General features: G+C 52.9%; 20 protein-coding genes. 8 read left to right on the top strand and 12 right to left on the bottom strand.

Annotated elements, in window-relative coordinates; all coding sequences use genetic code 11:
• Positions 1-5: 5 nt before the first annotated feature.
• From IB286_RS00590 to IB286_RS00575, 4 genes are read right to left on the bottom strand one after another with little or no spacing between them, the layout of a single operon-like run.
• Positions 6-707, bottom strand: a complete 702-nt coding sequence (locus tag IB286_RS00590; RefSeq protein WP_190761723.1) for a histidine phosphatase family protein — start codon at positions 705-707, stop codon at positions 6-8.
• Positions 707-1,813, bottom strand: coding sequence for an HprK-related kinase B (locus IB286_RS00585; protein WP_190761722.1), 1,107 nt, complete (start codon positions 1,811-1,813; stop codon positions 707-709). Before IB286_RS00585 ends, IB286_RS00590 begins: the two co-directional genes overlap by 1 nt.
• Positions 1,810-2,700 (bottom strand): GAK system ATP-grasp enzyme, encoded by an 891-nt coding sequence (locus tag IB286_RS00580; protein WP_190761721.1) that lies wholly within the window; start codon positions 2,698-2,700, stop codon positions 1,810-1,812. The genes IB286_RS00585 and IB286_RS00580 overlap by 4 nt, the downstream gene beginning before the upstream one ends.
• The gene (locus IB286_RS00575) at positions 2,693-4,342 is read right to left on the bottom strand and encodes a phosphotransferase (RefSeq protein ID WP_190761720.1); all 1,650 of its coding nucleotides are present in this window, start codon (positions 4,340-4,342) and stop codon (positions 2,693-2,695) included. The genes IB286_RS00580 and IB286_RS00575 overlap by 8 nt, the downstream gene beginning before the upstream one ends.
• A gap of 380 nt (positions 4,343-4,722) precedes the next feature.
• On the opposite strand from IB286_RS00575, the gene IB286_RS00570 reads away from it, so the two are divergent.
• The 4 genes from IB286_RS00570 (at position 4,723) to IB286_RS00555 (ending at position 12,375) form a co-directional block, all read left to right on the top strand.
• A complete protein-coding gene (locus tag IB286_RS00570; protein WP_190761719.1) occupies positions 4,723-5,706 on the top strand; it encodes a sulfotransferase family protein in 984 nt (327 codons plus the stop codon).
• A 473-nt stretch (positions 5,707-6,179) separates the two neighbouring features.
• Entirely contained in the window at positions 6,180-10,328 is a 4,149-nt protein-coding gene (locus tag IB286_RS00565) for a non-ribosomal peptide synthetase (protein ID WP_190761718.1), read from the top strand.
• A complete protein-coding gene (locus IB286_RS00560) occupies positions 10,319-11,635 on the top strand; it encodes a glycosyltransferase (protein ID WP_190761717.1) in 1,317 nt (438 codons plus the stop codon). The genes IB286_RS00565 and IB286_RS00560 overlap by 10 nt, the downstream gene beginning before the upstream one ends.
• Positions 11,635-12,375: a 4'-phosphopantetheinyl transferase family protein gene (locus tag IB286_RS00555; RefSeq protein ID WP_190761716.1), complete on the top strand. Its 741-nt coding sequence runs from the start codon at positions 11,635-11,637 to the stop codon at positions 12,373-12,375. The genes IB286_RS00560 and IB286_RS00555 overlap by 1 nt, the downstream gene beginning before the upstream one ends.
• Before the next feature lie 9 nt (positions 12,376-12,384).
• Here the strand turns inward: IB286_RS00555 and IB286_RS00550 are convergent, their stop codons facing one another.
• The 7 genes from IB286_RS00550 to IB286_RS00520 all read right to left on the bottom strand — a co-directional run bounded on the left by IB286_RS00550 (position 12,385) and on the right by IB286_RS00520 (position 19,515).
• Entirely contained in the window at positions 12,385-13,116 is a 732-nt protein-coding gene (locus IB286_RS00550; RefSeq protein WP_190761715.1) for a YebC/PmpR family DNA-binding transcriptional regulator, read from the bottom strand.
• Between the two features lie 101 nt (positions 13,117-13,217).
• Positions 13,218-14,129: a DNA-binding transcriptional regulator OxyR gene (oxyR, locus tag IB286_RS00545; protein WP_223826030.1), complete on the bottom strand. Its 912-nt coding sequence runs from the start codon at positions 14,127-14,129 to the stop codon at positions 13,218-13,220.
• 197 nt (positions 14,130-14,326) lie between these two features.
• Complete coding sequence (locus IB286_RS00540; RefSeq protein ID WP_190761714.1) at positions 14,327-15,424, bottom strand: succinylglutamate desuccinylase/aspartoacylase family protein; 1,098 nt, start codon at positions 15,422-15,424, stop codon at positions 14,327-14,329.
• A gap of 17 nt (positions 15,425-15,441) precedes the next feature.
• Entirely contained in the window at positions 15,442-16,347 is a 906-nt protein-coding gene (gene rimK, locus IB286_RS00535) for a 30S ribosomal protein S6--L-glutamate ligase (protein ID WP_190761713.1), read from the bottom strand.
• 23 nt (positions 16,348-16,370) lie between these two features.
• Positions 16,371-16,853, bottom strand: a complete 483-nt coding sequence (locus tag IB286_RS00530; RefSeq protein ID WP_190761712.1) for an ATP-dependent zinc protease family protein — start codon at positions 16,851-16,853, stop codon at positions 16,371-16,373.
• Between the two features lie 89 nt (positions 16,854-16,942).
• A complete protein-coding gene (locus IB286_RS00525; protein ID WP_190761711.1) occupies positions 16,943-18,388 on the bottom strand; it encodes a coniferyl aldehyde dehydrogenase in 1,446 nt (481 codons plus the stop codon).
• 341 nt (positions 18,389-18,729) lie between these two features.
• Complete coding sequence (locus tag IB286_RS00520) at positions 18,730-19,515, bottom strand: DUF2889 domain-containing protein (protein ID WP_190761710.1); 786 nt, start codon at positions 19,513-19,515, stop codon at positions 18,730-18,732.
• Positions 19,516-19,613: 98 nt separating this feature from the next.
• Here IB286_RS00520 and IB286_RS00515 point away from each other — a divergent pair, with 98 nt between their 5' ends.
• From IB286_RS00515 to IB286_RS00505, 3 genes are all read left to right on the top strand, one after another.
• Positions 19,614-20,462, top strand: a complete 849-nt coding sequence (locus tag IB286_RS00515) for a DUF4126 domain-containing protein (protein ID WP_190761709.1) — start codon at positions 19,614-19,616, stop codon at positions 20,460-20,462.
• A gap of 38 nt (positions 20,463-20,500) precedes the next feature.
• Positions 20,501-21,364 carry an OmpA family protein gene (locus IB286_RS00510; RefSeq protein ID WP_190761708.1) on the top strand — a complete coding sequence of 288 codons (864 nt, stop codon included), beginning with the start codon at positions 20,501-20,503 and terminating at the stop codon, positions 21,362-21,364.
• Between the two features lie 64 nt (positions 21,365-21,428).
• Positions 21,429-23,063, top strand: a complete 1,635-nt coding sequence (locus IB286_RS00505; protein WP_190761707.1) for a ShlB/FhaC/HecB family protein — start codon at positions 21,429-21,431, stop codon at positions 23,061-23,063.
• A 17-nt stretch (positions 23,064-23,080) separates the two neighbouring features.
• On the opposite strand, the gene IB286_RS00500 is transcribed toward IB286_RS00505, so the two are convergent.
• Positions 23,081-23,983 carry a LysR family transcriptional regulator gene (locus IB286_RS00500; protein ID WP_190761706.1) on the bottom strand — a complete coding sequence of 301 codons (903 nt, stop codon included), beginning with the start codon at positions 23,981-23,983 and terminating at the stop codon, positions 23,081-23,083.
• Between the two features lie 232 nt (positions 23,984-24,215).
• On the opposite strand from IB286_RS00500, the gene IB286_RS00495 reads away from it, so the two are divergent.
• Positions 24,216-24,602, top strand: coding sequence for an MAPEG family protein (locus IB286_RS00495; protein WP_190761705.1), 387 nt, complete (start codon positions 24,216-24,218; stop codon positions 24,600-24,602).
• Positions 24,603-24,609 lie beyond the last annotated feature (7 nt).

The following is a 24,609-nucleotide window of genomic DNA, read 5'->3' as shown; positions in this document are numbered from 1 at the left end:
CGGTCTCAGTCCTTGTAAGCGCTGTGTTTGTCGCGGATTTTCCATTTGCCGCCAATGTGTTGCCAATCGCCATTTCGGGAGTATTCCAGCAATACCGGTTCGGCGTGGTACATGCTCAATTTGGCAATATCCTCAAACGCCAGTGCGCCCAAAATATGCGCGGCGTGACGGAAGGCGGCGCCGTGACCAATAAACAGTTTGACGGTATCGGTGCTGATCTGGGTTTCTAGTTCAGCCATGCGTGTTTGTAAATGTGTCGCCACGCGCTGTCCGGATTCCATCAATGATTCTGCGCCGATAAACGGCAGGCGGAAGTGGCTATTCGATTTCCAGTCTTTTGGCAGGCTGGGGTAGCGCGGATCTTGGTCGATAATGGCGGCGATGGCATGGGTGCTTAAATTCGCGGCGCTGCCAACACTGCGCTCGGCTAATTCGGCGAAGCCGCAAAGTTGAGTGTCTTGTTGGCCGGGATCGAGTACCTGTTGAATTTGTTCGGCGGTTTGCCAGGCGCGTTGTAGCAGCGATGTGTCGATTTCTGGGTGGAGAGTTAGCCCTAGTTCGTCGACTAGGTTTTTAATTCTTTGGCCGCCGCTTTGTGCTTGCGCCAAGCCTTTTTCATTAAGTGGAAAAGGTTGGTGAGCGCTGGGTGTATCAGCTAATTGGTGGTAGTCACCGTGGCGGATTAGAGCGGCGATCAGGCGTGGCATTAGTGGTTACCTGAGCCAGTAAGCTGGTCAAAGGCGGCGCCTAAGGTTTCAAAGTCGACTTTGCCGCTGGCCTCATAAACGGGGATGTCGGCCAAGGCATTTAAATAGGCGTGGTCGGCGAGTGGTTCGCGATCTTCCAGAAAACGCCCGGAGGCATTTTGGTAGAACGGCCCCGGTGATTTGATAATGGCTTTGAGCAGTTCGGGGCGCTCGCTCAGATTTACCTGATTAAGCTGAAACGGGTTTGCGCTATCCCATTTCCAGTTGAGAATAAGCAGTGCTGAAAGATTGGCCCGATGGCGAATCCGCTCCTTGCCGTAGAGCTGATCGATCATGGCATCGTACTTTTCTTCCAGCTCCCAGAGTGTTTCTGTCGGCATGGCCAGTAATTCGCGGCGCCGTGCTTCAGGAATGAGTTCTTGCAAGCGCGGGTTGTTCACAATAGTGCCAGGGTTAATACGTGGCATTTTTGGTATGCCAGCAAATTGAACCTCGCCTTCTTCATCGCGCTTGATAAACAGCCGGTCATTGCTGGAAAACTGCAGGCCCTGATCTTCCATCATTTTCAGCATTAGGGTGGATTTTCCGCCGCCGGAAAATCCGGCAATGGCTAAGCCGCGATCACCTCGGCAAAGGCCAGCGGCATGGCAGATTATCCAATCGCGCTGTTGCAGCCAGTTCATATATTGGGCATTGATAAAGTTGATGACTTGGTTGTCATTGAGCAGGCAGGGGCCGATGGCAATAACGCGTCGGGTTTGCTGCAAAAACACCATGCCGGTTCTGACTTTGCGCAGTAGGCGGCCCTGACGCAATTCAACAAAGCTATCTTTGCGGCCTTTTTTGCCCGGCTCGCGGCTCCAGTCGGTAAAGTCGATATCGAGTTGCGGTGCATCGCATTCAATGGCGATAACTTCGGTATGAATTTGTTCTGGCTGGCCGACAATATGCTGAAAATAGTTTGCCAACTTTTCCAATAATGCGGAGCTATTGCTGCGAACGCGCAAGCCGTAGCCATCTATTGATAACAGCAGGTCTTGTTCTAGCAGAGTGTGACCTTGTAGTAGCTGCTCTGCGACCGCTGCGGTGCTTGGTGCCGTATTCATGATTGCAGTTCTCTTAAGGCGTAATCCGCATAGGCGCTGGCGGCGTCGAAATTGGCACCTTCTTTTGCGCCCCGGAAGCCGCCGAAAGCGGAAACTTCAAAAACAATTGGGCCGTTGTCGGTATCGGCAACATCAACCGTGGTGAAGTCCAAACCAAACGCCGCTTGCGCACGATGAGCCATGTCGATAGTGGATTGCGGGGGTGAGCAGGCGGCGTAGTGGCCGCCGCTGTGAATGGTGGTATTCCAGCTATCGCCTTTGGGAACGCGAGCATAGCTACCCATATATTCGCCGCCGAGAAACACCAGCCCCATATCTTGTCCGGGTAGCGCCAGTTTGCGCTGGATATACATCATTGGGTTGTCTTGTTGAAACTCGGCAATGGCGTTGCGTAACTCGCCGCTTTTTAAGCTGGCGTCGAGAATACACATGCCCCGCGCCTTGGTGGAAAACAGCGGTTTGAAAACGGCGCTGCCGTATTGTTGCACCGCATCAAGCGCAGCTTCCGGGCTCTCGGTAACAATGGTATCTGGCATGGGGATGCCGGCATTAGCTAATGTGACAGTACAACTCAGACGGTCTATGAGACGCAGCACATTTTCGGCGCGGCTAAAAATACGCACGCCAGCTTTTTCGGCAATGCGCAGTAGTTCGAGTCTATCAAGACAGCCGGGGCTGTATTTGCTGCTGATTTTTTTGATGATCAGGCCATCCAGCGCACATAGGTCGTGCTGCCCAAACAATAATTTGCCAGAGGCAATATCCAGTTTGACCTTGGCCATATCAATAATCAGGCGAAAGCCTGTGCGTTGTTCAATCGCGTCGGCAAGGGTTTCAGTGGACCATTTTCCGGGCAGGCCGATAATGCCAATTTTGGGCTTAGCCAACGAAAATCTCCTTAATCGGTAGCTGGAAGTCGCTGGGCTTTTTAAGGTCGGCGGTCCGTGCCAGTTCCATTAAATAGCGCGCCCGGTGAAACATGCTGCGGGCGAGAGACTTGTCGAGAATAAAGCGGGTAGAGGTTGCAAATGAGCGCGCCAGACCCAGCGCCAATCGCAGGTCAAAACTGTCGTCTCCATTTTTGACGGCATAACGTTTTGACTGCTTATAAAAATCCATCGCCAGTTTCAAAATGCGTCGCCGCAGCGGGGCATCGAGAATTTGCAGGCGGTAGTTAGAAACCATAAACACCGAGACATCCTGCACATAATCCATATAGCGGGAGCGATGTAGGTCGATAAAATTGACCCGCTTTTCGAGGGGGTCGTAAATAATATTGTCGACATTAAAATCGCCGTGAATATAAACCGAGAACGGCGCGGGCAGCGCTGTTTCAAGCTGGGCGATTTCTTCAATCAGTGTGTCAAAGGCGGTAATCGCGTGGCCGCAAATTGCGCTTTTGCCGTGCTGAAATTCCGGGTGAATGGCGTAAATTTCGTTGCGCCGCTTTTGCAGTTGTCGCATAAATCCTGCATTAGATGTTTTTTCTTGACGGGTTTGTTGCCACACCGATTTTAAGGTTCTGCTCAGTTGTTTTAGTGCTTCGTCAAGTAAGTCAGGAGACTCGTGTAGCAGGATTTGTTCAAAGGTAAGGCCGGGTAAATGCTCGATCAGCAGCGCGGCGGATTTGCCGCGTTTTTGGTAAGACAAAATTTTGGGAGCTAAGCCGGGGTAAATATCGTGCCAGCTTTCAACGCCAAGTCGCTCTTCTTTAACTTTGCTTTTTTGGCCCTCTTTGAAAATGGCCATATAGCCCTTGCCTTCTCCTTGGCTGACTCCGGCAATAGCACTGCCAGAGCGGGTTTCGGCAATGGGTTCCAGCTGGATGGAATCACGAGCTTTGCCGCTGCCTAAACGCCGCGCCGAGTCTCTGAGGTTAGGGTATTGCGAGAAGCTAAGATTCTGCCCCAATTTGCTGGATAAAATAGACTCGCTGATATCCTCCAAGACTTCGGCCATTTGTAGAATGTTGCGGGCAATAAACAGGGCGTTGGTTAAGTCTTCTATATGGTCGCTTTGTTTGAGGCTTTCAATGTAATTGTGGTGTAGCTTGTCGTAGTCTTTTTTTAGCTCGTCACACAATCGACTGATATCCAATGCAGAGTCGCTATTCTTTTCTTCGAGCGCGGGTTCGATAAGATCGATGCAGTGACGCACATCATCAAGCATATTAAGAAAACGGTTTTCTCTTAAATTACCGGATAGTTCGAGTTTGCCCCACTGTCTCGCGCACTCACGGGCCAGTTCACTAATACGCTCCAATTGTGAAGCAATAATCTGGACGCAGCGCAAAACTTCCAGTTTGGGCCCTTCCGCTTTACTGCTCGACAGCGCGCTAAGGGCGCTGTTGTGAATGCGACTTTGCAGATTAAAAACGTAACCACTGCGGTTAATCAGCGAAGGCGCAAGATCCTTGTCTGCACTTTTGAATAGCTGCTGCAAGCTGCCAAGCTGACTGTCTACCTCAACGCAAAGAAAGCGGAGGTTTTCAGAAACGGCATTGGGCAGTAAGCCTTTAATGTGCTGCATGATCGAAAACGGTTAAGTGTAAAGAGGCCAATTAAGCAGTATAACCTCCGAATATGAAACTTTTATGCTTGTGGGGAGCCTCTGATTAATTACTGCGTTTGCAAGCTTGGCTGCCGGCGGTACTCGAAATGCTCATTTATTAGCATATAAACTCCGCTTTCTGCGTTCCGGCGACAACCGATCTTGCTGCACTCGTTACATTAATCAGAGGCTCCCAGAAAAGAATTGTGCTTGCGTTTGCAAGCTTGGCCGCCGGCGGTATTTGTCAGTGCGTTCAGTTTGTCACAGAAAGCGGCAAAAATGCGCTTTGAACTTGATGTGGCTGGGACTTGTCCCAAGAATGCTGCGCATCGCAAGAAATATGAATAACGGATAGCTAGATGAAATTAAATCCCGATCCCGGTTTTCCAAAAACAGTAGAAGATCAGCCCTATCTCGCGGAGTTGTCGGCACAGCCGGTTCGGCCGGTATTTATTATGGGTTTGCATCGCTCGGGTACGACGTTTCTTTACGACTGTGTGGCGCGCTGTTTTCCGCTGGCTCAGTTGAGTTTGTACCATTTATTTTATTTCGATCGCTTGTTGAAAAACTTCCGCAACGACGTAGAAGCGCGTGATAAAGCGCGACTGAATGCCTGCTTTCAGTCCCTTGGTATTGTTGATCGCAAGCTGGATACGGTGCCGGTGAATGCCGATGAGGTTGAGGAATACGGCTTTCTATTGCGGCAGCACAGCGGCAAGTTTCGACTCAATGAGCACAATGCGGACTTATTCAAACAGCTTTGCCAAAAACTGATGACGGTGCAGCCCGGCAGTGAGGCGGTGTTGCTAAAAAACCCTTGGGATACCGGCAATGCCGCATTTATTTTGCAGCATTTTCCCAATGCGCGTTTTGTTTACATCACCCGCGAGCCAATTGATGTGCTTAATAGCATGATGAATGCCCTGCTCACTTACCTTGATGGGCCGCAGCACTATTTAGAATTGCTGTTAAGCCGGGGCGGTTCACGCAAAGGTTACCGCTTAGGTTATGGCTTCTGGTGGCTGATGCGTAAAGTGCGGCAGTTGCTGGGAGAAAAAATGATTGGCCGTATGTTTCGGCCAATGATGACCAAGCAGGTTGTTTCACAGGTGGTAAATTACCGCCGTGAGTTGGCAAGTCTTGCTGAGGATTGTGCGATGGAGGTTGATTATCTCTCGCTCAGCTCCGATCCAGAACAGGTGATGCGGCAGTTGGCGGCGTTTCTCGATTTACCATTGGCACTTCCCGCTGAAGGTATTGCGGTGCGACAGCGCAAGCAGAAAAATGCCGCGCTCGACGGTTACCAAGCCCACCTTGAAAAATTGATCGCCGAGGCGATCTAAGTCTCTATTACACATTGCTGATATTTGTGATTCACCCTGATGCATTCTGCGCGGGGTGAATTGCTATTTGTTGGTTTGTGTTTGTAAACGATTTTTATTTGCTGTCGCTATGACACACATTGATCTTGGTGCTAATGCACAGTGGTGTTCTATAGTGAATAAAGTGTATAAAAATCGGTCATTTATCTCATTTTAGTAAATTTAATTTCCACTATTTCACATGTTTATCATTATCTGCGGCATAGTATGTGCCATAGGGATTGAGTGTTTAGCCAAAAACATGGAACCGGTTTGTAGGGGAAATTACGTAGTCCTTTCTCGGCTATTACACATTTAAACTTTTGCTACGACACTTTTAAGGCAGCCTGTCTGATGCTGTGGGTGCGTTGCATAGGGGGAAGCTTGTCGCGGTGAAATCACGTGTGTGATTCTGGCGGCGCTCCTGCAAAAGAAATCCGTAAGAGATTGTGATCATGGACGCGAAACAAACCGGGCCGGCGGCAATGCGTCGGGCAATGGCTAAAGTCAGCCTTTTCCTCAACCCCGAGCGCAATGCAGGGCATTTCTCTATGCCCGGCTTCTCCGGGGCTGAGTCTGAGTCTGGGCAGAGCACTTTACCGATTGAGCTTGTTAAAAAGATCCCCCTAGCCCAATCTCAGCGCGGGATGTGGATGGGAGAAAAACTCGCCCCTGTGGGAACCCTATTTAATCTGGCGGAATACTGCGAGATTTTGGGCGAGGTCGATGTCGCGGTTTTCATGCGGTCTCTGCACACTCTCACGCAAGAAGCAGAAACCTGCCGGGTTCAGGTTGTCGATGAAGGCGAAAATGCGTGCCAGCATATTTTAAGCCGCTACCCAGGCGAGTTGCCCTTTGTCGATTTCAGTGGAGAGTCCAATCCTCACAAGGCCGCTGCGGATTGGATGCGCGCCGATTACACCCGCACCTTGAATATTGCCACCGAGGCATTGTGGCTCGGTGCGCTGATTAAGCTTTCTGAGCGGCACTATTATTTTTATCAGCGCTGCCACCACATTAATCTGGATGGCTTTAGTGGCGGGGTGCTCACCCGTCGTTTAGGCGAAATTTACAATGCCTATCTCCATCAAGAGCCTCTTTCCGAAGCCTATTTCCACGACCTTGAACACCAGCAACGTGAAGAGCAGAGCTATCGAGAGTCGAAACGTTTTGAACGTGATCGAGACTATTGGGTGCAGACCTTGGCGAAGCTGCCCGAGCCCTTGTCGCTATCAAAAGGCGGTGAGCGCTGTGGTGGATTAATGCGCAGTTCATTGGCGCTGTCGTTGGAAAGCTCCAATGCACTTCGCGGATTGGCGGAAACCACGGGCAGCACTTTGCCGCAAGTGATGATTGCACTTTTGGCCAGTTATATTTATCGCATTAGCGGTGCAGAAGACTTGGTGTTTGGTATGCCGGTTACCGCAAGGGTGAATCGGCAGCAGCGCAACACACCTTGCATGATGGCCAATGCCGTGGCGATTCGTTTGGCAATGTCGGGCGAGTTAGCGCTGGCGGATTTGCTGAAGCAGGTTGGCGAAACCGTGCGCAAGAGTTTGCGCCATCAGCAGTACCGTTACGAAGCACTGCGCAAGGATTTAAATCTGCTCGGCAAAGGCCAGCAAATTTCCTGGGTTGGGGTGAATATTGAGCCCTTCGATTACGATTTACGTTTTGGTGAGGCCGGCACGCGCAGCCACAATCTCAGCAATGGTTCGGTAGAAGACCTCACCGTTTTTGTCTACGACCGAGGTGCTCAACAACCCTTGCGAGTGGATTTGGATGCCAACCCCGGTTTGTATACCCAAGCTCAGCTCGATACCCATTTGCAGCGACTCGAGCGGCTGATCAACAGCTTTATTGCGCGTCCGCAAACAACATTGGCAGAGCTGGATATCCTCAATAATGGTGAGCGCCAGCGCCTGCTTAAGGATTGGAATAACACCGAGCAGGCACTGCCAGAAACTTCAGTTATTGAGCTTTTTGAACAACAGGCACTGAGTGCCCCAGAGGCCTTGGCAGTCAGCGATGGTCAATGCTATCTCAGCTATGGCGAGTTGCATCAGCGAGCTTGTCGCTTGGCCTCGGTGCTTTATCAGCAGGGTGTCCGGTCTGGGGATGTGGTGGCGGTAGCCATGCCTCGAAATGTAGATATGTTGGTGAGTTTGTTAGCCGTGCAGCGCAGTGGCGCGGCGTATTTGCCGCTTGATCCCGATGCGCCGGTGCAGAGATTGGCGGCGATATGTGAAGAGGCCCGACCCGCGCTGATGATTTGCGGCGAGGCTGGTTTAGCTATTCCTGTCGACGACAATACTCGCGTATATCAGTTTGCTGCCCTAGCTGAAATGGCCAGCGATGCCCCGCTGAGTGACATCATTTTTGCGCCGATTCGGGCGGAGAGTCCGGTGTATGTTATTTACACTTCCGGCTCAACCGGGCGGCCAAAAGGCGTGGTAATTAGTCAGCGCAATTTGCTCAATTTTATGCTGGCGATGCAACAGACGCTTCAGCCTTCGGCTGATAATCGCTTTTTAGCGCTGACCACGGTGGCATTTGATATCGCCACGCTTGAACTTTATTTGCCGCTGATTTGTGGCGCGGCAACAGTGATTGCCGATCGTGCCACGGTGAAAGATCCTCGCAGTTTGAACGCGTTTATTGCCGAGCATCAGGTGGATATTGTGCAGGCTACGCCGAGCCACTGGCAGTTGATGTTGGCCGAAGGTGATGAAGGCTTGCAGGGTGTTCAGGCCTTGGTGGGCGGTGAGGCTTTGCCGCCAGCACTGGCGAAAAAATTATGTGACTTGGGCCCCGCGCCGATCAATTTATATGGCCCCACTGAAACCACGGTGTGGTCTACCGCGATGTGCATTGATGAAAGGGAGATGGCAGCACCGCCAATTGGCCGCCCCATTTGGAATACCCAGTTATATGTACTGGACGCGCATTTGTCTCCGGTGCCCTGTGGCGAAATAGGCGAGCTGTATATCGGCGGCGAGGGCGTGGCGCAGGGTTATCTGCATCGTCCGGAATTAACCGCCGAGCGCTTTATGCCAAACCCTTTTGCGGAGGGACGCATTTATCGCACTGGCGATTTGGTGCGTTGGCGCGAAGATGGCGCGCTGGAATACCTTGGCCGCAATGATTTTCAAATCAAGATTCGCGGCTTCCGGGTTGAAGTCGGCGAAATCGAGGCCTTGATTGATCAACTAGACGGCGTGAGTTCCAGTGCGGTGATTGCCTGCACTGATCCTGCTGGCGCCACGCAATTGGTTGCTTACGTAAAGCCGGATTCATTCACTCAGGACAATATTTTTTCTGAAGCGGATGCGCAGCGCATTATCCGCGAGCTGAAGTTGGTACTGCCGGAATATATGGTGCCGGTGAAGGTATTGGCGCTGGCGGAATTTCCCACCAATGTAAATGGCAAGCTCGACCGTAAAGCCTTGCCGCTGCCGCAGTGGTGTAGTCAGCAAGCGTATGTTGCGCCAACAACGGAGCTGGAAACGCTGTTAGTTTCACTCTGGCAAGACGTGCTGGAGCGGGATCGTATCGGGATACACGAAAGCTTTTTTGATCTGGGTGGCGATTCAATTAAAGCGGCGTTATTGGTTAGCAAATTACGCAATGCCCTTGAGCAAGAAGTGCCGCTACTGGCCCTGTTTGAAGCAAATACCATTGCCGAATTGGCTGCCAATCTTGAGAAAAGTCTGGGCGCTGAGCCCTTCGACAATATGCTGGCATTGCGTCGCGGCGATGCCGGCCAGTCGCCCTTGTTCTGTATTCATCCGGTATTGGGTCTGTCGTGGGGCTTTGCGGGTTTGGCCGGGCATCTTGCCGATGGTCGCCCACTCTACGCTTTGCAGGCGGCGGGTTTAAAAGGCGATGCCGAATTACCGGGCAGTATTGAGGAAATGGCGGCGGATTATCTTGCCCAGATTCGCGAGCAGCAACCCCAAGGGCCCTATCAATTATTGGGCTGGTCTATGGGCGGTGTTGTCGCCCATGAGTTGGCGCGTCAGTTGGAGGAGTTGGGAGAGAAAGTCGCTTTCCTCGGCATGATGGATGCCTACCCGCATCAACTGGCTTGGCAAAATGAGGCGGCGTTGTCGCCGCAGACCGTGCGCTCAACCTTGGCCTTTTTAGGGCTGAATGTCAGTGAGGCTCAGGCCTTGCCGGAAGATATGTCGGGTCTGTCTGATTATCTCTGTCGCGAATATCGCATTCACGATCTGCCCATTGTTGATGAGATGCAAAGTGCATTGCCCGCCGGTGTATCGATCATCGATACCGTAAGCCGCGTGATTGAAAATAACCTGCGTCTGCTGGGTGGATTTGTGCCGGGCGTGGTAGACGCTGATCTTTTGTTTTTCAGAGCGGCAGCTAGCAGCGAGGTGGATATGGCGGATGTGCTGCATCACAGTCCAGCGGTCTGGTGTCGTCATGCCCGCGCGGTAGAGTTGGTGGATGTGGACTGCGCGCACCAGCAAATGTTGGAGCCGGACGCGCTGGCGCAAATTGGCCCGGTGGTGAACGCGGCCTTGCAGCGTGCTGACCGAATGCTGTGGTTTGAGAAAGTCGAAAAAGTGCTTACATGCGCATAGTTATTTTCTCGATAGGCACGCAGGGGGATGTTCGTCCCTTTGTGGCCTTGGGCGTGGCGTTACAGCAACTTGGCCATCGGGTCGTTATTGCCAGTGGTGCAAGCTGCGCCGCGCTGATTCAGGAAAATGACTTGGAATATGCCCCGCTAAGTGCTGATTTTTTAGAGGTGATGGCCAGTGATCCTCGGGCCATTCAAAAGGGCTTAAATCCAATCGCGCTGGTGCCCACGGTGCGTAAACACCTGCGCAATATGGCATCTGACTGGTCTACTCAAGCGCAAAGTGCGGTCGCGGGTGCTGAGCTGATTATCGGCAACGGCATGGTCGCATTACTGGCCTCGACAATGGCGGAGCTGGTGGGAGCAAAGTGCGTAGAAACCCAGTTGCAGCCGGTGACTCCTTGCCCGGATATTCCGCCAATGGTGTTAAAACCGGGGCGCAAGAAATTACCGGGGGCCGTTAATCTTGGTCTTTATCAGTTTGCCCGCGTGCTGACGTGGCAAATGTTGGGGGCCGCCTATGCCCAGCTGCGTCGTGATTTAAAATTAAAACCCTACCCCTGGTATGGGCCGTATTACCGGCAAGAAAGTCGGGATCGCTATCGCTTATTGGCGTACAGCCCGAGTTTATTAGCACCTTCGCCGCACTGGCCACAGAATATTAAAGTGGTAGGTAATTTCTATTTAGAGCAAGCCGCAAGTTGGACGCCGCCGGAATCGTTAGAGGCGTTTTTAGCTGCCGGTGAAAAACCGATCTATATCGGTTTTGGCAGTATGGTGGCGGAAGATAAAAGCACCTTTAGTGAGCGAATTCTGGCGGGGATTTTAGCCAGTGGTCGCCGTGCAATTATCGCCTCGGGCTGGGGCGGCCTCGAGATTTCTGCCAATAAAAATTGCTATGTGCTGGATGCTGCTCCTCACGATTGGCTGTTTCCGAAAGTGGCCTTGGCGGTACACCACGGCGGGGCGGGCACCACGGCGGCGGCTGCGCGAGCGGGTATTCCCTCGGTAATTATTCCTTTCTTTGGTGATCAGCCATTTTGGGCGTGGACGCTATTACAGGCGGGGGCGGCACCTACGGCGTTGGATCGCAAAACCTTTACCGCCGAGCAGTTTGCGGCAGCGGTCAATCTTGCCCATAGCGAAATCATGCAAGGTAAGGCCGCCGAGTTAGGTGAAAAAATGCGCCGGGAAAACGGCGTTGCTGAAGCGATTCGATGTATGACCGAGGCGGGTTTACTCGACGCTGTTGCGGCAGAAGAAAGCCTTCGAGTAATAGATGGCGAACTGCAGCGCTGTGTTGGCTGATGTCCTCGGTTCTTGAATTCCCCCGTGAGGATCACTTCCTTATTGCATCCCACGCGCTGAAACTTCAGGGTTTTGATGGGGCGGCATGGCTGTGTCGTTTTTCTGTAGCGGATTTTCGCCCTCATCATTTTTGTCTGTATCAATGTGACTTTCCAGAAGCGCTGCGAACGGCGGTTCCGTCGCGTTGGGCGGAATTTTTAGCGGGCAGATTTGCCGCGCGACGAGCTTTGAGCGATTTAGGAGCGGGCAGCATGTGTCCGCCGATGGCGGCGGATGGCTTGCCCCAGTGGCCGGAATTAGCGAGTGGTTTGGTGGTGGGCTCGATCAGTCATAGCCGGGATTGGGCGGTGGCGGCGGCCATGACATCCAGTGCATTATTCGGGATTGATATCGAACATAAGGCCGATGAAAACACCGTCGCCGCACTTTGGAATATGGTGTTGTCGCCAGCCGAGCAGAAGTTGATATCAAGGTTGATTGTCGATTCCGGTGTTGCGGATAAAAGCACAGCATTCACATTGGCTTTTTCGGCTAAGGAAAGTCTTTATAAAGCGCTGTACCCCAAGTTACGGCTTGGGCTGGAGTTCTCTGATTTGACGCTGCAGTCAATTGATATTACGCGGCAGCAATTGCGTTTAAAACTGATTAAACCGGGCTTGGATGTTGGTGCAGAGGAGATGGTGGTGCACTGGCAGGATCGGGGGAGCGCCGTAATTTGCTGGTGCTCCCCGACAGCGTAGTTCGCTGTTTTATTCTTCGTCGTCAGGTAATTCGGCGTTGTGGAATACGTTCTGAACGTCGTCTAGGTCGTTCAGCATATCCATAAATTTGTCGAACATGGCCATATCATCGGGGCCAATTTCTACCGTGGTTTGCGGCACAAACTGAATTTCTTCGGTATCAAATTCGATTGCACCGAATTGATCCAGCAGCGCTTGCTTGGCTTTAAAGAAATCGGTGTGCGGGGCAAATACGGTGATTTTGCCGTCTTCGCATTCGATGTCAGACACATCGACGTCAGCCATCATCAGTGCTTCCAGTGCCGCTTCTTCGTCTTCGCCGGGGAAAGACAAAATGGCAACGTGGTCAAACATATGGCCGACTACGCCGGGGGTGCCGATTTTACATTTGGTTTTGGTGAAGCACAGGCGCACATCGCCAAACGTCCGGTTGGGGTTATCGGTTAGGCAGTCGACAATGACCATCACATTGCCGGGGCCAAAGCCTTCATAACGTGCTGGAGAAAAGTCCTCACCAGCGCCGCCTTGGGCTTTTTCCAGCGCTTTGTCGATAACGTGGCTGGGCACCTGATCTTTCTTGGCGCGATCAAGCAGGCTGCGCAGGGTCAGGTTGCCATCGGGGTCGGCGCCGCCGGCTTTGGCAGCAACATAGATTTCACGGCCGTATTTACTGTAGACCTTGGTTTTTGCCGCCGCAGTTTTTGCCATGGCGACTTTTCGGTTTTGGTAGGCGCGGCCCATTTGAGACTCCGGACAAAATTCAAAGTGCGAATTCTATCCACATGAAGCCGCTGAGGGAATCCTCAAGGCGTTTTACGCGGCTTTGCTTGGCGCTTTAGGTCTTATTTGGCGCTTTCCAACTTTGGGGTAATGGCCTCTCGAATGCAGCCGACCATGGCACGAACACTTTCCAGCCGAGAATAGTTGGGGCGCACCAGTAGACAAATTTCACGGGTGGGCTCGGGCTTGGCAAAGCGGCGATAGCTCAGCCCGCTTTGGGCATCGCTTTCGCGCATGGCCAACTCTGGCATCAGGGTGATGCCGCGTTGGTTACCCACCATATAGCGCAGGGTTTCCAAGCTGGTGGCGCGGAAATGTTGGTCTTCTTCAGCACCGGCGGTAAAGCAATAATCCATGGTTTCATCGCGCAGGCAATGGCCGTCTTCAAGGGTCAATATAAGCTGCTTATCCAGATCCTTGAGGGTTGGTGATTGCTTTTTACTCAGTGGGTGAGAGTTGGGTAGGGCAAGTAGCAATGGTTCATTGAACAGGGAATAGCGCTCGACATTATTAAAGGTATCCATCCACGACAGAATCACCGCATCGAGTTTGCCTTCATCCAACATTTGCATCAGTTGATGGGTCTGGCCTTCATGCAGATAGAAATTAATATTGGGCAGTTTTTCCGTGAGAGGGCCCATGATGTGCGGCAGTAAATAAGGGCCAACCGTGGGAATTAAACCGAGATGAAAATCACCGCTGAGTGGGTCGAGCAGGGCGCGAGCGGTTTCTTCAAATTCCTGTGCTGCGCGCAATACTTTACGGGCCTGATCAATCAGAGCAGTGCCGGCGGGTGTCAGCATGACTTTCTTGCGATGGCGTTCGAATAAGGTCAGCCCAAGCTGCTCTTCGAGCTTCATAATTTGCCCGCTCAGGGTGGGCTGGCTGACAAAGCAGGCTTCTGCTGCTCGGCCAAAATGTTGGTGCTCGACCACGGCGTCGAGATATTGCAGGTCGCGGAGTTTGATCATCATGATTCGTTGTAATCGTGGTGGATTAATAGCTAATGGCTATTAATGTAATTGAGTCAATCGATTTTATAAAGGGAAGGCCAAGGATTAAAGTAAGAACTGTGAAAGACATACGACCACCCAGGTCTCTGCCCTTTTCAACTATACGGCTCTCTCCGTATACCCCTCTTGCCCTTTACCCCTAAAGGGCTTTTTTCTTTTCAGCCCGCTATTGGTGGGTCGTAGCTATGGCTCTTGTCGGGGTCGGGTTCAAATTCCTGCCGGAATTCGTCGATATTGCTTTGGGCGTCATCAGTGTCGCCACGGTATTTGGCGATATGGAATAAGGCGTCACCTTCGTAGACCAGCGGCAGAAAGCTACGGCCGATAACAATGCCGGAGTCCGAGGCGATGACTGGCGTATCGGTGTTTTTGTCATCCATGGGGTCGGAGATAATACCGATGACATCGTCTTTATTCACCAGACTGCCCAGCGGAATAAGGGCGCGCAATACGCCGCTGACGCCGGCTCGCACCCAGAAGGATTGGTTGGTGAGCATGGGTTTGCGGTTGGGTTTTTTACGGCGCGAGGCGGGTAGCATACCAATATGGCGCATGACATTAATAATGCCGGATACGCCAGCGCGGATGGCCACTTCGTCAAAGCGCAACGCTTCCCCTGCCTCGTATAACAGCACCGGAATATTTTCATCGGTGGCGACTTCGCGCAGGGAGCCGTCTCGGGTGCGGGAGTGCAGCAGCACCGGTGCGCCAAAAGATTCGGCCATAGCCAAGGTGGTTGGGTCTTTCAAGTCGGCGCGTATTTGCGGCAGATTGCTGCGGTGGCGCGCGCCGGTATGCAGGTCAATGCCGTAGTCGCAGTGTCGCACCACATCGTTGAGAAAACTGTGGGCAATGCGACCGGCCAGCGAGCCTTTGGGTGAGCCGGGGAATGAGCGATTTAAGTCGCGGCCATCGGGCAGATATCGCTCGGTATTCAAAAAGCCGTGAACGTTGACGACGGGAATGGCGACCAGTGTGCCGCGCAGCGAGCGCAAAGAGCGGTGCTCAAGCAGGCGGCGCACAATTTCTACGCCGTTAATTTCATCGCCGTGGATGGCGGCGCTAACAAACAGGGTGGGGCCGTCCTGTTTGCCGCGAACGGCTTTAATGGTGATCGACAGCTCGGTATGGGTGTAGAGCTTGGCGACCGGCAGTTCTATTTGCGTCCGGCTGGCGGGGAGAATATTTTGTCCGGCGATGCTGACCGGTTTGTGTTTGGGTTTGCGTCGCCGGCTTGGAGTGGGTGTTTCAGTCACGCTGTTTTCCGAGTCTCTTAGCCCTTGCCGCGGGTACGATTGCGATTGGGGGCGGCGTTTTCTTCAATAAATTTCACGATTTCACCGGCAATATCTTTTTTGCTGGCGGTTTCGATGCCTTCTAGGCCCGGCGAGGAATTCACTTCCATAATCAGCGGCCCGCGAGAGGAGCGGAGAATATCCACCCCGGCTACGTTTAAGCCCATAATTTGTGCGGCTTTTACGGCGGTGGCGCGCTCGGCGGGAGTGAGGCGAGTGAGTTCGGCAGTGCCGCCCCGGTGAAGATTAGAGCGGAATTCGCCGCTAGCGGCATTGCGCTGCATGGCGGCAACGACACGCTTGCCAATGACCAGGCAGCGAACATCTGAGCCGCCGGCTTCTTTGATAAATTCTTGCACCAAAAAATCGGCTTTAAGTTCACGAAAGGCGTCGATAACCGATTCTGCCGCCTTGGCGGTTTCGGCCAGTACTACGCCGCGACCTTGTGTGCCTTCCAGCAGTTTTACCACCAGCGGCGCACCGCCAACCAGTTTGATCAGCTCTTTGGTGTTGTGTACATCGTGGGCGAAGCTGGTAATAGGCATGCCGAGCTTTTTGCGCGACAGTAATTGCAGGGCGCGGAGTTTGTCGCGTGAGCGACCCAGTGCCACCGATTCGGTCAGGCTGTAGGTGCCCATCATTTCAAACTGACGGATTACGGCGAGGCCGTACATGGTAATGCTGGCGCCAATGCGGGGAATCACGGCGTCAAACCCTTCCAGTTTTTCGCCTTTGTACCAAACAGCGGGCTCAGAAGTATTGAGCTCCATATAGCATTTAAGGGTGTCCAGTACGCGCACTTCGTGGCCGCGTTTTTGGCAGGCTTCCACCAGTCGCTTGGTGGAGTAAAGGCGGCTGTTGCGCGACAGAATGGCGATTTTCATGCTTGTCTCCAAAGCACTTATTGTTAGGTAGAGCTTGTTGTCATTGTTGCCGTGGGCTTGCCTAGACAATAGGAGCTGGCGGGATTGACCAGATAGCGGCCGTTCATGGCGGTGCGCCCCAATAGCATTCGAAACAGCATATCGGAGCGGTCTGCCAGCGTAATCTCAGCCGTTAACAATTCGCCACCCAGCGAAATCGTGGTTTCAATCACGTAGCGCATACTGCGATGACCACCGGAGTCGGTGACTTGGCGGTAATCTTTGACCGGTGCGCGGCAGTTTACCGGATCGCCGTCATTGTGCTGATGTGGATGAACTTTAAAGTTCACCCACTTCTGGCCGTCCACGGTTTCGCATTGGATGTCGTAGGCGTGCAGCGAAGAGCTGCGGGCGCCAGTATCAATCTTGGCTTTGATTTGCTTGATGCCCAGTTCTGGAAGCTCAAGCCACTCGCGCCATCCCAGCACCGCACTGCTCTGCGGGGTGGCTGTTGCTTGCTTTGTCAAAACACATGCCCAAGGTTTTTTTACATGGGCTAAGAATAAGCGATAACGTCAGCGCGGAATATACTTCGCTCTAAAAATGAAGCCGTGTTTTATTTTTTAATCATGGTGTTCAGGGTCTTATCGCACTTTTCACCATAGGGTGGCAGCATGCCGCCAAGTTTTTGCAGATTGATTTTACTCTGCTTGTAAATCGCTTTGGCGTGGCTAAAGGTGCGGAAACCGTCAACGCCGTGGTAGTTGCCCATGCCGCTGGGGCCGATGCCGCCAAAGGGCAGGTCTTCACAGCTAACGTGGAAAATAACATCGTTAATGGTCACTGCGCCGGAGACGGTGTGATCCAGCACATGACGTTGTTCGGCTTGATCGTTGCCAAAGTAGTACAGCGCTAGCGGGCGTGGACGGGCATTGATGTATTCAATGCAGTCGGTGATGCGCTTGTAACTGCGAATGCACAGCAGCGGGCCAAACAGTTCGTCTTGAGAGACTTTAAGTTCATCGGCAGGGTTAATGATCAGCGTTAGGGGCAGTTTGTGGGTGCCCTGCTGCTTGGTGAAGTCTTCGTTGTTTGGATTGAATTCACGCACGTCGGCGTTGTTATTTCGGGCATCTTCCAAATAGGACAGCAGGCGCTGGTAGTGGCGCTCGTTGACCACAGACGAATAGTCGGGATTATCAACCAGATCGCTGAACAGGGTGTTGAGGTGGGCCATAATCGCCTCCACCAGTGCTTCCAGTTTGCCTTCGGGTACAAAGATGTAATCCGGCGATAGGCACACTTGGCCCACATTCAAAATTTTGCCGTTAATAATGCGTTCGGCGGCGCTGTTCAAATCGTAATTGTCGCTAATTACAACGGGAGATTTACCGCCCAGCTCCAGTGTAACGGGAACCAGATTTTCTGAGGCAGCGCGTAAAATATGACGGCCAATGCTGGTGGCGCCGGTAAAAATAATGTGGTCGAAGGGCAGTGCAGAGAATTCGGCGCCCACTTCGGGGCCGCCCAGAATCACGGTCAGCTCTTCTTCGGCAAATTTATTGGCAATCAGGCGAGCGAGCAATTCGGCAGTTTTGGGCGTGATTTCAGAGCATTTGATCATTGCCCGGTTGCCCGCCGCAAAGACCCCAGCCAGTGGCCCAAGTACGGTGTTAATAGGGAAGTTCCAGGTGCCGATAATGCCCACCACGCCTTTGGGTTGATATTCAATCCACGCCTTGGCGCCCATCACATTCAGCGGTACGGGGGCTTTGCGTTTTTCCGCTTTCATCCAGCTGCGCAGGTGTTTTTTGCTGTGTTTGAGGCATTCGATGGTGGCGTAAATATCAGACATCAGCGATTGATGGCTGCTGCGGTGGCCGAAGTCTTCTGACAAAGTGGCAACCAGCGCATCGCGGTTATCGAATACCAGATCGATCAGGCGTTGCAGACGATCTTGGCGCATATCTGCGCTTACGGCGCCGCCAACAGTTTGGGCGCGGCGTTGGCGCTCCAGAATTTTTGCCATTGTGGTTTTGCTGGCGTCAGTGTGGCTGTTCATTAGGTCTCTCCAATAAAACCATAAGGGGCGGTTGCCGGAAATGAGCTTTGGGCGCCACTTCAGGAAAAGCGGGGCATTGTGCGTTGAAAGGCGCGCCGGGTCTTGTTATCAGATGCCAATTCCTGAGTAATAGGCATGGTACAAAAGCGCTAGGCATAAAAAAAGCACCCAGGGGTGGGTGCCAAGCGGGGGTGCTACTATGGAGGGGGTTGGCGGACATCTCGTCCTTTGACCATGGTTCCACTGTACGTAATCCCCAGCTTGGGCGTAATGCGTAATTGTGCCTACCGGCGTAGTGTGACGCCGCAGTGCGGTTTTGTTGTGCTATAGCGCTGTACATCTCAGTTAGAGAACCGTAAAAGTTGCTCTGGCGTGTCGGTGAAATCTCGGATCGAGTCGGTAATCCGTACCGCTTTTTCAATCTGCGGTGAGGTATAGGTATAGCACACGCCGTACATATACTCGCGGTGGGAGTCGGCGGTTTCGCCAATCAGTGATCTCAGATTGTACTGACGGGCATTGCCGACAAAATAGCCTTTTTGCAAAGCAAAGGCGGCTTCGGCCTCATCACCGCTAAAGGTTTGTGAAGCCCAATCCTTAAAGCCTTTAAACAGCACTTTTCCGGCCAGCGCCGAAGGTGATTGAATCACCCAGTCGCGGGTTTGCCAGTGGTGAATCCGTTGGCCATCCCGGAAAATTTCGCAGTTGGCCGAGCCTTCAGCTTGCTGATCTTCAAGGCGGATATCGTATTGGCGCTGGCTTTCGCCGGTATTCAGAAAACGGGCGGTCTGGCAGATGGCCAGTATGCTTAGGTCGAATAAGTGGGTGCAGTTGGCTTGGGGCTGAGTTTGTAGAATAAGCTCCGCGCTATTGTCGGTCAGCTTTAAACCCACCAGCTTTTGTAAGGGATCGCCGGCTCCTGAGCAGGTCGTAAATGGTGTGCGACGCGTTTCTGCTTCTATAGCCGTAATGTATTGGCCATCGTGACGGACTGTGACGCAAAAGCCGTGGTTATCGTCTTCCAAGTCGCCGCGGGTTTGGCCCTCGCTCGCGCTTAGAAGAATTCGCCGGCGATAGCAGCCTTTCCCGTAATCGGGGTTGCGTGGGTAACTATCATCGTCTGACATGCCATTCTCCCGCTGGATACGTTACATTAGCTGCTTATATAAGATGCACAGATTACTGTTATCAGTGATAAAAGTAGTGACTGAAGCTGTCGAAATACATGACGCATTGGGTCACCGAGGGAGAGACCATCGTGGAAGAATATCAAACACTTATTAGCACTTTGTCTTTGACGATGGGCGTGGCTTGGGCCAGTGGCCTGAATTTGTACGCGGCCATTCTTATGTTGGGCTTGGGCGGGGCCACGGGCAGTGTGGTGCTGCCGGAAGATTTGCAGATTGTGCAGGAGCCGATGGTGATTTTGGCGGCGGGCCTGATGTATGCGGTGGAGTTCTTTGCCGACAAAATACCCGGCGTGGATACCGGCTGGGATGCCATTCACACCTTTGTGCGAATTCCCGCAGGGGCTTTGCTGGCGGCCAGCACGGTGGGTGATGTCGGCCCCGGAATGGAACTGGCAGCGGCCTTGGTCGGCGGCTCGGTTACCGGGGTAACTCACGCGGCCAAGGCCAGCACTCGGGTGATGATCAATACCTCGCCGGAACCGGTGACCAATTGGACGGCGTCGATAACGGAAGATTTGGCGGTATTTGGCGGTTTGTGGGCGGCACTGAATCACCCGGTGCTGTTCTTGATTGCCTTTATTATTTTTATCATTCTGTTGATCTGGCTGTTGCCGAAATTGTGGCGCGGAATTATTCGCGTATTCCGCAAAATTGGGCAGTGGTTGGGCTTGGTGAAGCCCGCTGAACCCGCGGAAAATGTGGCGCAGGCTAATACCTCGCAGCCCAGTACGTCACAAGTTGTGGCCGAGCAAGCGGCGCCAGAGAATGCGGCGGATGCCATTTTAGAGAAGTTGCAAAAGCTCGAGGCCATGCACCGGTCAGGTAGTTTGAGCGATGAGGAATTTGCGCTGGCCAAGGCTGGCGTGTTGAAGCAGGGTGTTTAAGCAAAGTGCAGCAAGCCATTGATAGGAAATTGACGGGCATGTTTTTGAAAAAGCGTTTATGGCATCGGATTGCCAGCGTAGTTTTTGTCGGTTTGACGCTGAGTCCGGCAGTTCAGGCCGAGGGTGGCTTGTTGGAGCAATTAGGTCAGCGCCTGGGTTTGTGGGCCTTGCTCGATCCCTTGGCGCAGTCGACCAATCTTGATGTTCGCGCCTTAGTCGTGGCCTTGGATAGCGGTTTGCAAACCCAGCCCTTGGCCGATCTGTTATTGCCACAAGACAGCGCCTTGGGTATGAGCGATACCCAACTCGGTGATTTACTGAGCATGGATGAGCCTGCCGCCACGGCACTTTTTACGCCAAGCGCAGCGGCAAATCCGGTAAATGGCAGTGGCGATCAGCCTGCGCTTTCGGCACCCAGCCTGCCCGAGGCCGAGTACAAAGGGGGAAGCCCACAGGTAAAACTGGCTTGTCGGGATGAAGATCGTGATGGTGTTTGTGACGGAGAAGATCAATGTGCTTACACCCCGGCGCAATCGCAGGTTATGGCGAATGGCTGCGTGTTGGCGGGGGCGGATGCCTTGTTTGAAACGGCCATCTTTTTTCAGTTAGATCGCAGCGATATTCAGCCCGCCGATCATCCGCAATTGGATCGCCTTGCCGGAATGATGTTGGCCAGAGCAAGCCGCAAGCTTGAGATTCATGGCTATGCCGATGCCACCGGTAATGCCCGCCACAATATTGCGCTCTCGGAAGCGCGGGCCGATGCGGTGATTGATTATCTGGTCAGTCGCGGTGTGCCTCCCCAACGGCTTTCAGCGAAGGGCTATGGCGATACTTTGGTTGCCGCAGCGGGCGAGCAGGCTTCCGAGCGCCGGGTAACTTTGCGGATGCTTACCGACTAAGTTCACTACGCTTGTTTTAAGCACATTCCTTCCTCTCTGAATTTAAAGCTCTTAAGGAAACGAAATGGCCATCGATTTACCTCCGGTGCTGCCCCCTCAATTGGCTACGCAAAGCCAAATCGAGGCCAGCGCTTTTCTCGATCAAAGCCGGGTTCAGCAGGCGACCATCGCTGGTGTGACCTTGCGCGTAATTGGCAATACCGCACTTTCGGCCGCGCAAGTACAAGCATTGTTGGATGCGGCGACTAGCCCCTCTGCGGCCATTACCGAACTGACGCGCCAATACTATAACGCCGGTCATTTGCTGGTTGGCGTGCGCTATTTCCGGGTGGGCGACACCGTGACCGTGTTGGTAAAGCAAAACACCTTGTCTGGGGTGCGCGGAGAAAAAGGGATTGCAGCGCATTTTCAAGGTTTGGTTGGCGATGCCGATTTGCAGATGGCGGAATTCGACCGGGCGCGGGTTTTAGCTGATTGGCGCGCTGATCGTGCTGGTTTGGATTATGCCGTTAGCTTTGAGCAGCACGACGATGACAAAGTCATTATGGAGCTGGTTTCGCGGCCGGCAGCGGATTACCAGGCTACCGAGTTTCAAATGTCGCTGGATAATCGCGGCAGCCGATTTCTGGGCCGGTATTTTGCCGAAGCGAATGTGGTGCAGCGGCTTCCGGATGGCAGCGAATTTTCCGGTAGCTACCAAACCGCGTTGACGGATTTGGGTGAGTCGAATCAGGGTGATGATTACCACCAAGCGGACTTGCGCTATCAGCGGGCAACTCGTTTTGGCTTGTATGGTATATCGGGCTCTTACCTGAGCTATAGCCGGGAATTGGGCGTCACCCAAGCGGCTGAGTCAAACCTCCTGTGTGAATTGCTGGGAATTGCCTGTACTTCAGCGACGACGAATATTTTTGATCTGGATGCAGAAGTTGGGCGTGTTGCTTTGCAGGGCGAGCAGGTGCTGCGCAGTAATCCGGCGCGGCGCATTACCGTATTTCAGCAACTGGAATATGTGGATTCAAGCATTGAAACCGAGGCCGGAGAGCGATTGCTGGAAGAGCGTTACGCCACATTGGGTCTAGGTACTCGCTATGCGTGGCGCGGGCAGCATTTTGGCCAACGGGCTTCGCTGCGAGCGGAGTTGGGGGTGAATGTCGGCTTGAGTGATAACGAGGGCAGCTTGGGCACGGACACAAGTGACGGGGTGGGTATTGGCCGGCGTCAGGCGGATTTCGTCACCCTTGCACCCCAGCTCGCTTATAAATTGGAATGGCCACAGCAGTGGCGCAGTACCGCGCTTTTCACCGGGCAATTTGCCAACGATGTGCAGCTTCCCCAACAGCAGCAATGGGTGTTGGGTGGCATGAATGGTTTGAGTGCCTGGTTGCCGGGAGCCTTATTGGGCGATTCGGGTTATCTGCTGAATATTGCGATGCAACGCGATTGGTATTGGGGGACGTTGCAGTTTACAACGGCGGCCTTTGCCGAGTGGGGCGCGGCTTGGTTTGAAGATGCCCGTCCGGATTTGAGTGACAGTCAAAACGCTAGCGATGCCGGTCTTCGTTTAGGCGTGGTAAGTGATTGGGGTTTAAGTAGTGAGTTGATCGCCGCAGCGCCTCTTGCCGACGATGTGAGTGACGCCGAGCGTTTGGAAAATCTGCGGGCCGATTTTTACTGGCGCTTAAAATTGCGGTTTTAAGATCGTAAATGCGGTAATTAATCAGAGGTTTCCGTCTGCTGGGCAAAGCTTTCGCATAGCTCCAGCCAGCGGGCGATGCCCTCGCTGCGGTATTTTTGCCGGTGCAAAATAGAATAAAAATAGCGGGTGAAATCCCGCTCCGGGGCTTTCAGTTCAACAATTCGCCCGGTTTCCAACTCCGCTTCAAGGGCGATGCGAGATAGGCAGCCAATACCGAGGCTTTTTTCTACGGCGCGCTTAATTGCCTCGGTGTGCTGCAATTCTAAACGAATATCCAATTTGGGCAGTAGATCGTGCATGGCGCGGTCAAAAGCCTGGCGGGTGCCAGAGCCGCTTTCGCGCAGAATCCATTGGGCTTCAAGCAAGTGCTCGGTGCTCAGGGTTTCCAGTGCGACAAAGGGGTGGTCGGGGCGACAAAAAAGTAATAATTCATCTTCGCACCAGCGATTAATTTCCAAATCAGGGTGGTGCAGCTCGCCCTCAATCAGACCAACGTCCAGATCAAAGTTAAGAACTCGCTGGCCGATGGCGGCGGTATTGGCCACGGTAAGATCAACGCGAGAATCGGGATAGCGCTGCATGAATTCGGTCATGATATCGACTGCCAGATAATTGCCGACGGTGAGGGTGGCACCGACTTTAAGATCGCCCACGCGATTATTCTGACGAAAGCCCTGCTCCAGTTGCGCAGCCTGATCTAATAGCGCTTGGGCGCGGGGACGCAGCGCACGCCCGAGTTCATTAAGCTGTAGCCGTTTACCGATACGATCAAATAATTGAATGGAGAATTGTTGCTCCAGATCTTTGAGGGCGCTGGAGGCGGCGGACTGAGACATGGCGAGGGTGTCTGCCGCACGGGTGATGTTTTCCGTGTGGGCAGCGGCGAGAAAGACTTCCAGTTGCCGAAGGGTGTATCTCATATTTATTCCGCCGATAATGCTCTCTAAAATAATCTGATTTTAGAATATATGGCTGAGACGCATTTTATGCAATGCGATCAGACGCTTAGCAAGGTATATTGATTCGCTCGCGGAACTGTTGCCAAGGACATGGCAGAAATACGCAGAAGGACTTTTCCACGAAAACACAATATCAGCGTCGCGAAAAAGATTCTGTGCGCTGCTCGAAAACTAATAAAAGAGTGGGGAAATTATGACTATTGCGTTTTGGTGTTTGTTGATTGCCTGTCTGCTGCCGATCGTGACGGCGTGGGCCTGTGGTTATTTCCGTATGAAGCAGCTGGGCAAGGTGGATAATAAACACCCCCGCGCTCAATACCTGCAACTGGAAGGAGCCGGTGCTCGCGCCGTTGCTGCCCAGCAAAACGCTTGGGAAGCGCTGCCTATTTTTGCCAGTGGTGTGTTGGTTGCTCATGCGGCTGGTGTGGCTCAGGGCAATGCCGATATGGCGGCAATGATTTTTGTGGCAGCGCGGATTCTCTACCCCGTGTTCTATATCGCCAATATCGACATGCTGCGTTCGCTGAGCTTTATTGTTGGTTTGGGTGCCAGTATTTCTCTGTTTGTGATGGCCGCCTAACGGAGCT

Origin of the sequence: Spongiibacter pelagi (genome assembly GCF_014705705.1) — a bacterium.
In the GTDB taxonomy this organism is placed as follows: Bacteria; Pseudomonadota; Gammaproteobacteria; order Pseudomonadales; family Spongiibacteraceae; genus Spongiibacter; species Spongiibacter pelagi.
The sequence above is the reverse complement of the archived record's forward strand: the minus strand, read 5'-3'. Positions and strand labels throughout refer to the sequence as shown.

What these genes read in the sequence shown, in the direction of transcription:
- IB286_RS00590 (WP_190761723.1), bottom strand. Translation starts at nt 707, where the DNA reads ATGCCACGCCTGATCGCCGCTCTAATCCGCCACGGTGACTACCACCAA.
- IB286_RS00585 (WP_190761722.1), bottom strand. Translation starts at nt 1,813, where the DNA reads ATGAATACGGCACCAAGCACCGCAGCGGTCGCAGAGCAGCTACTACAA.
- IB286_RS00575 (WP_190761720.1), bottom strand. Translation starts at nt 4,342, where the DNA reads ATGCAGCACATTAAAGGCTTACTGCCCAATGCCGTTTCTGAAAACCTC.
- IB286_RS00570 (WP_190761719.1), top strand. Translation starts at nt 4,723, where the DNA reads ATGAAATTAAATCCCGATCCCGGTTTTCCAAAAACAGTAGAAGATCAG.
- IB286_RS00565 (WP_190761718.1), top strand. Translation starts at nt 6,180, where the DNA reads ATGGACGCGAAACAAACCGGGCCGGCGGCAATGCGTCGGGCAATGGCT.
- IB286_RS00560 (WP_190761717.1), top strand. Translation starts at nt 10,319, where the DNA reads ATGCGCATAGTTATTTTCTCGATAGGCACGCAGGGGGATGTTCGTCCC.
- IB286_RS00555 (WP_190761716.1), top strand. Translation starts at nt 11,635, where the DNA reads ATGTCCTCGGTTCTTGAATTCCCCCGTGAGGATCACTTCCTTATTGCA.
- IB286_RS00550 (WP_190761715.1), bottom strand. Translation starts at nt 13,116, where the DNA reads ATGGGCCGCGCCTACCAAAACCGAAAAGTCGCCATGGCAAAAACTGCG.
- oxyR (WP_223826030.1), bottom strand. Translation starts at nt 14,129, where the DNA reads ATGATGATCAAACTCCGCGACCTGCAATATCTCGACGCCGTGGTCGAG.
- rimK (WP_190761713.1), bottom strand. Translation starts at nt 16,347, where the DNA reads ATGAAAATCGCCATTCTGTCGCGCAACAGCCGCCTTTACTCCACCAAG.
- IB286_RS00525 (WP_190761711.1), bottom strand. Translation starts at nt 18,388, where the DNA reads ATGAACAGCCACACTGACGCCAGCAAAACCACAATGGCAAAAATTCTG.
- IB286_RS00520 (WP_190761710.1), bottom strand. Translation starts at nt 19,515, where the DNA reads ATGTCAGACGATGATAGTTACCCACGCAACCCCGATTACGGGAAAGGC.
- IB286_RS00515 (WP_190761709.1), top strand. Translation starts at nt 19,614, where the DNA reads ATGACGCATTGGGTCACCGAGGGAGAGACCATCGTGGAAGAATATCAA.
- IB286_RS00510 (WP_190761708.1), top strand. Translation starts at nt 20,501, where the DNA reads ATGTTTTTGAAAAAGCGTTTATGGCATCGGATTGCCAGCGTAGTTTTT.
- IB286_RS00505 (WP_190761707.1), top strand. Translation starts at nt 21,429, where the DNA reads ATGGCCATCGATTTACCTCCGGTGCTGCCCCCTCAATTGGCTACGCAA.
- IB286_RS00500 (WP_190761706.1), bottom strand. Translation starts at nt 23,983, where the DNA reads ATGAGATACACCCTTCGGCAACTGGAAGTCTTTCTCGCCGCTGCCCAC.
- IB286_RS00495 (WP_190761705.1), top strand. Translation starts at nt 24,216, where the DNA reads ATGACTATTGCGTTTTGGTGTTTGTTGATTGCCTGTCTGCTGCCGATC.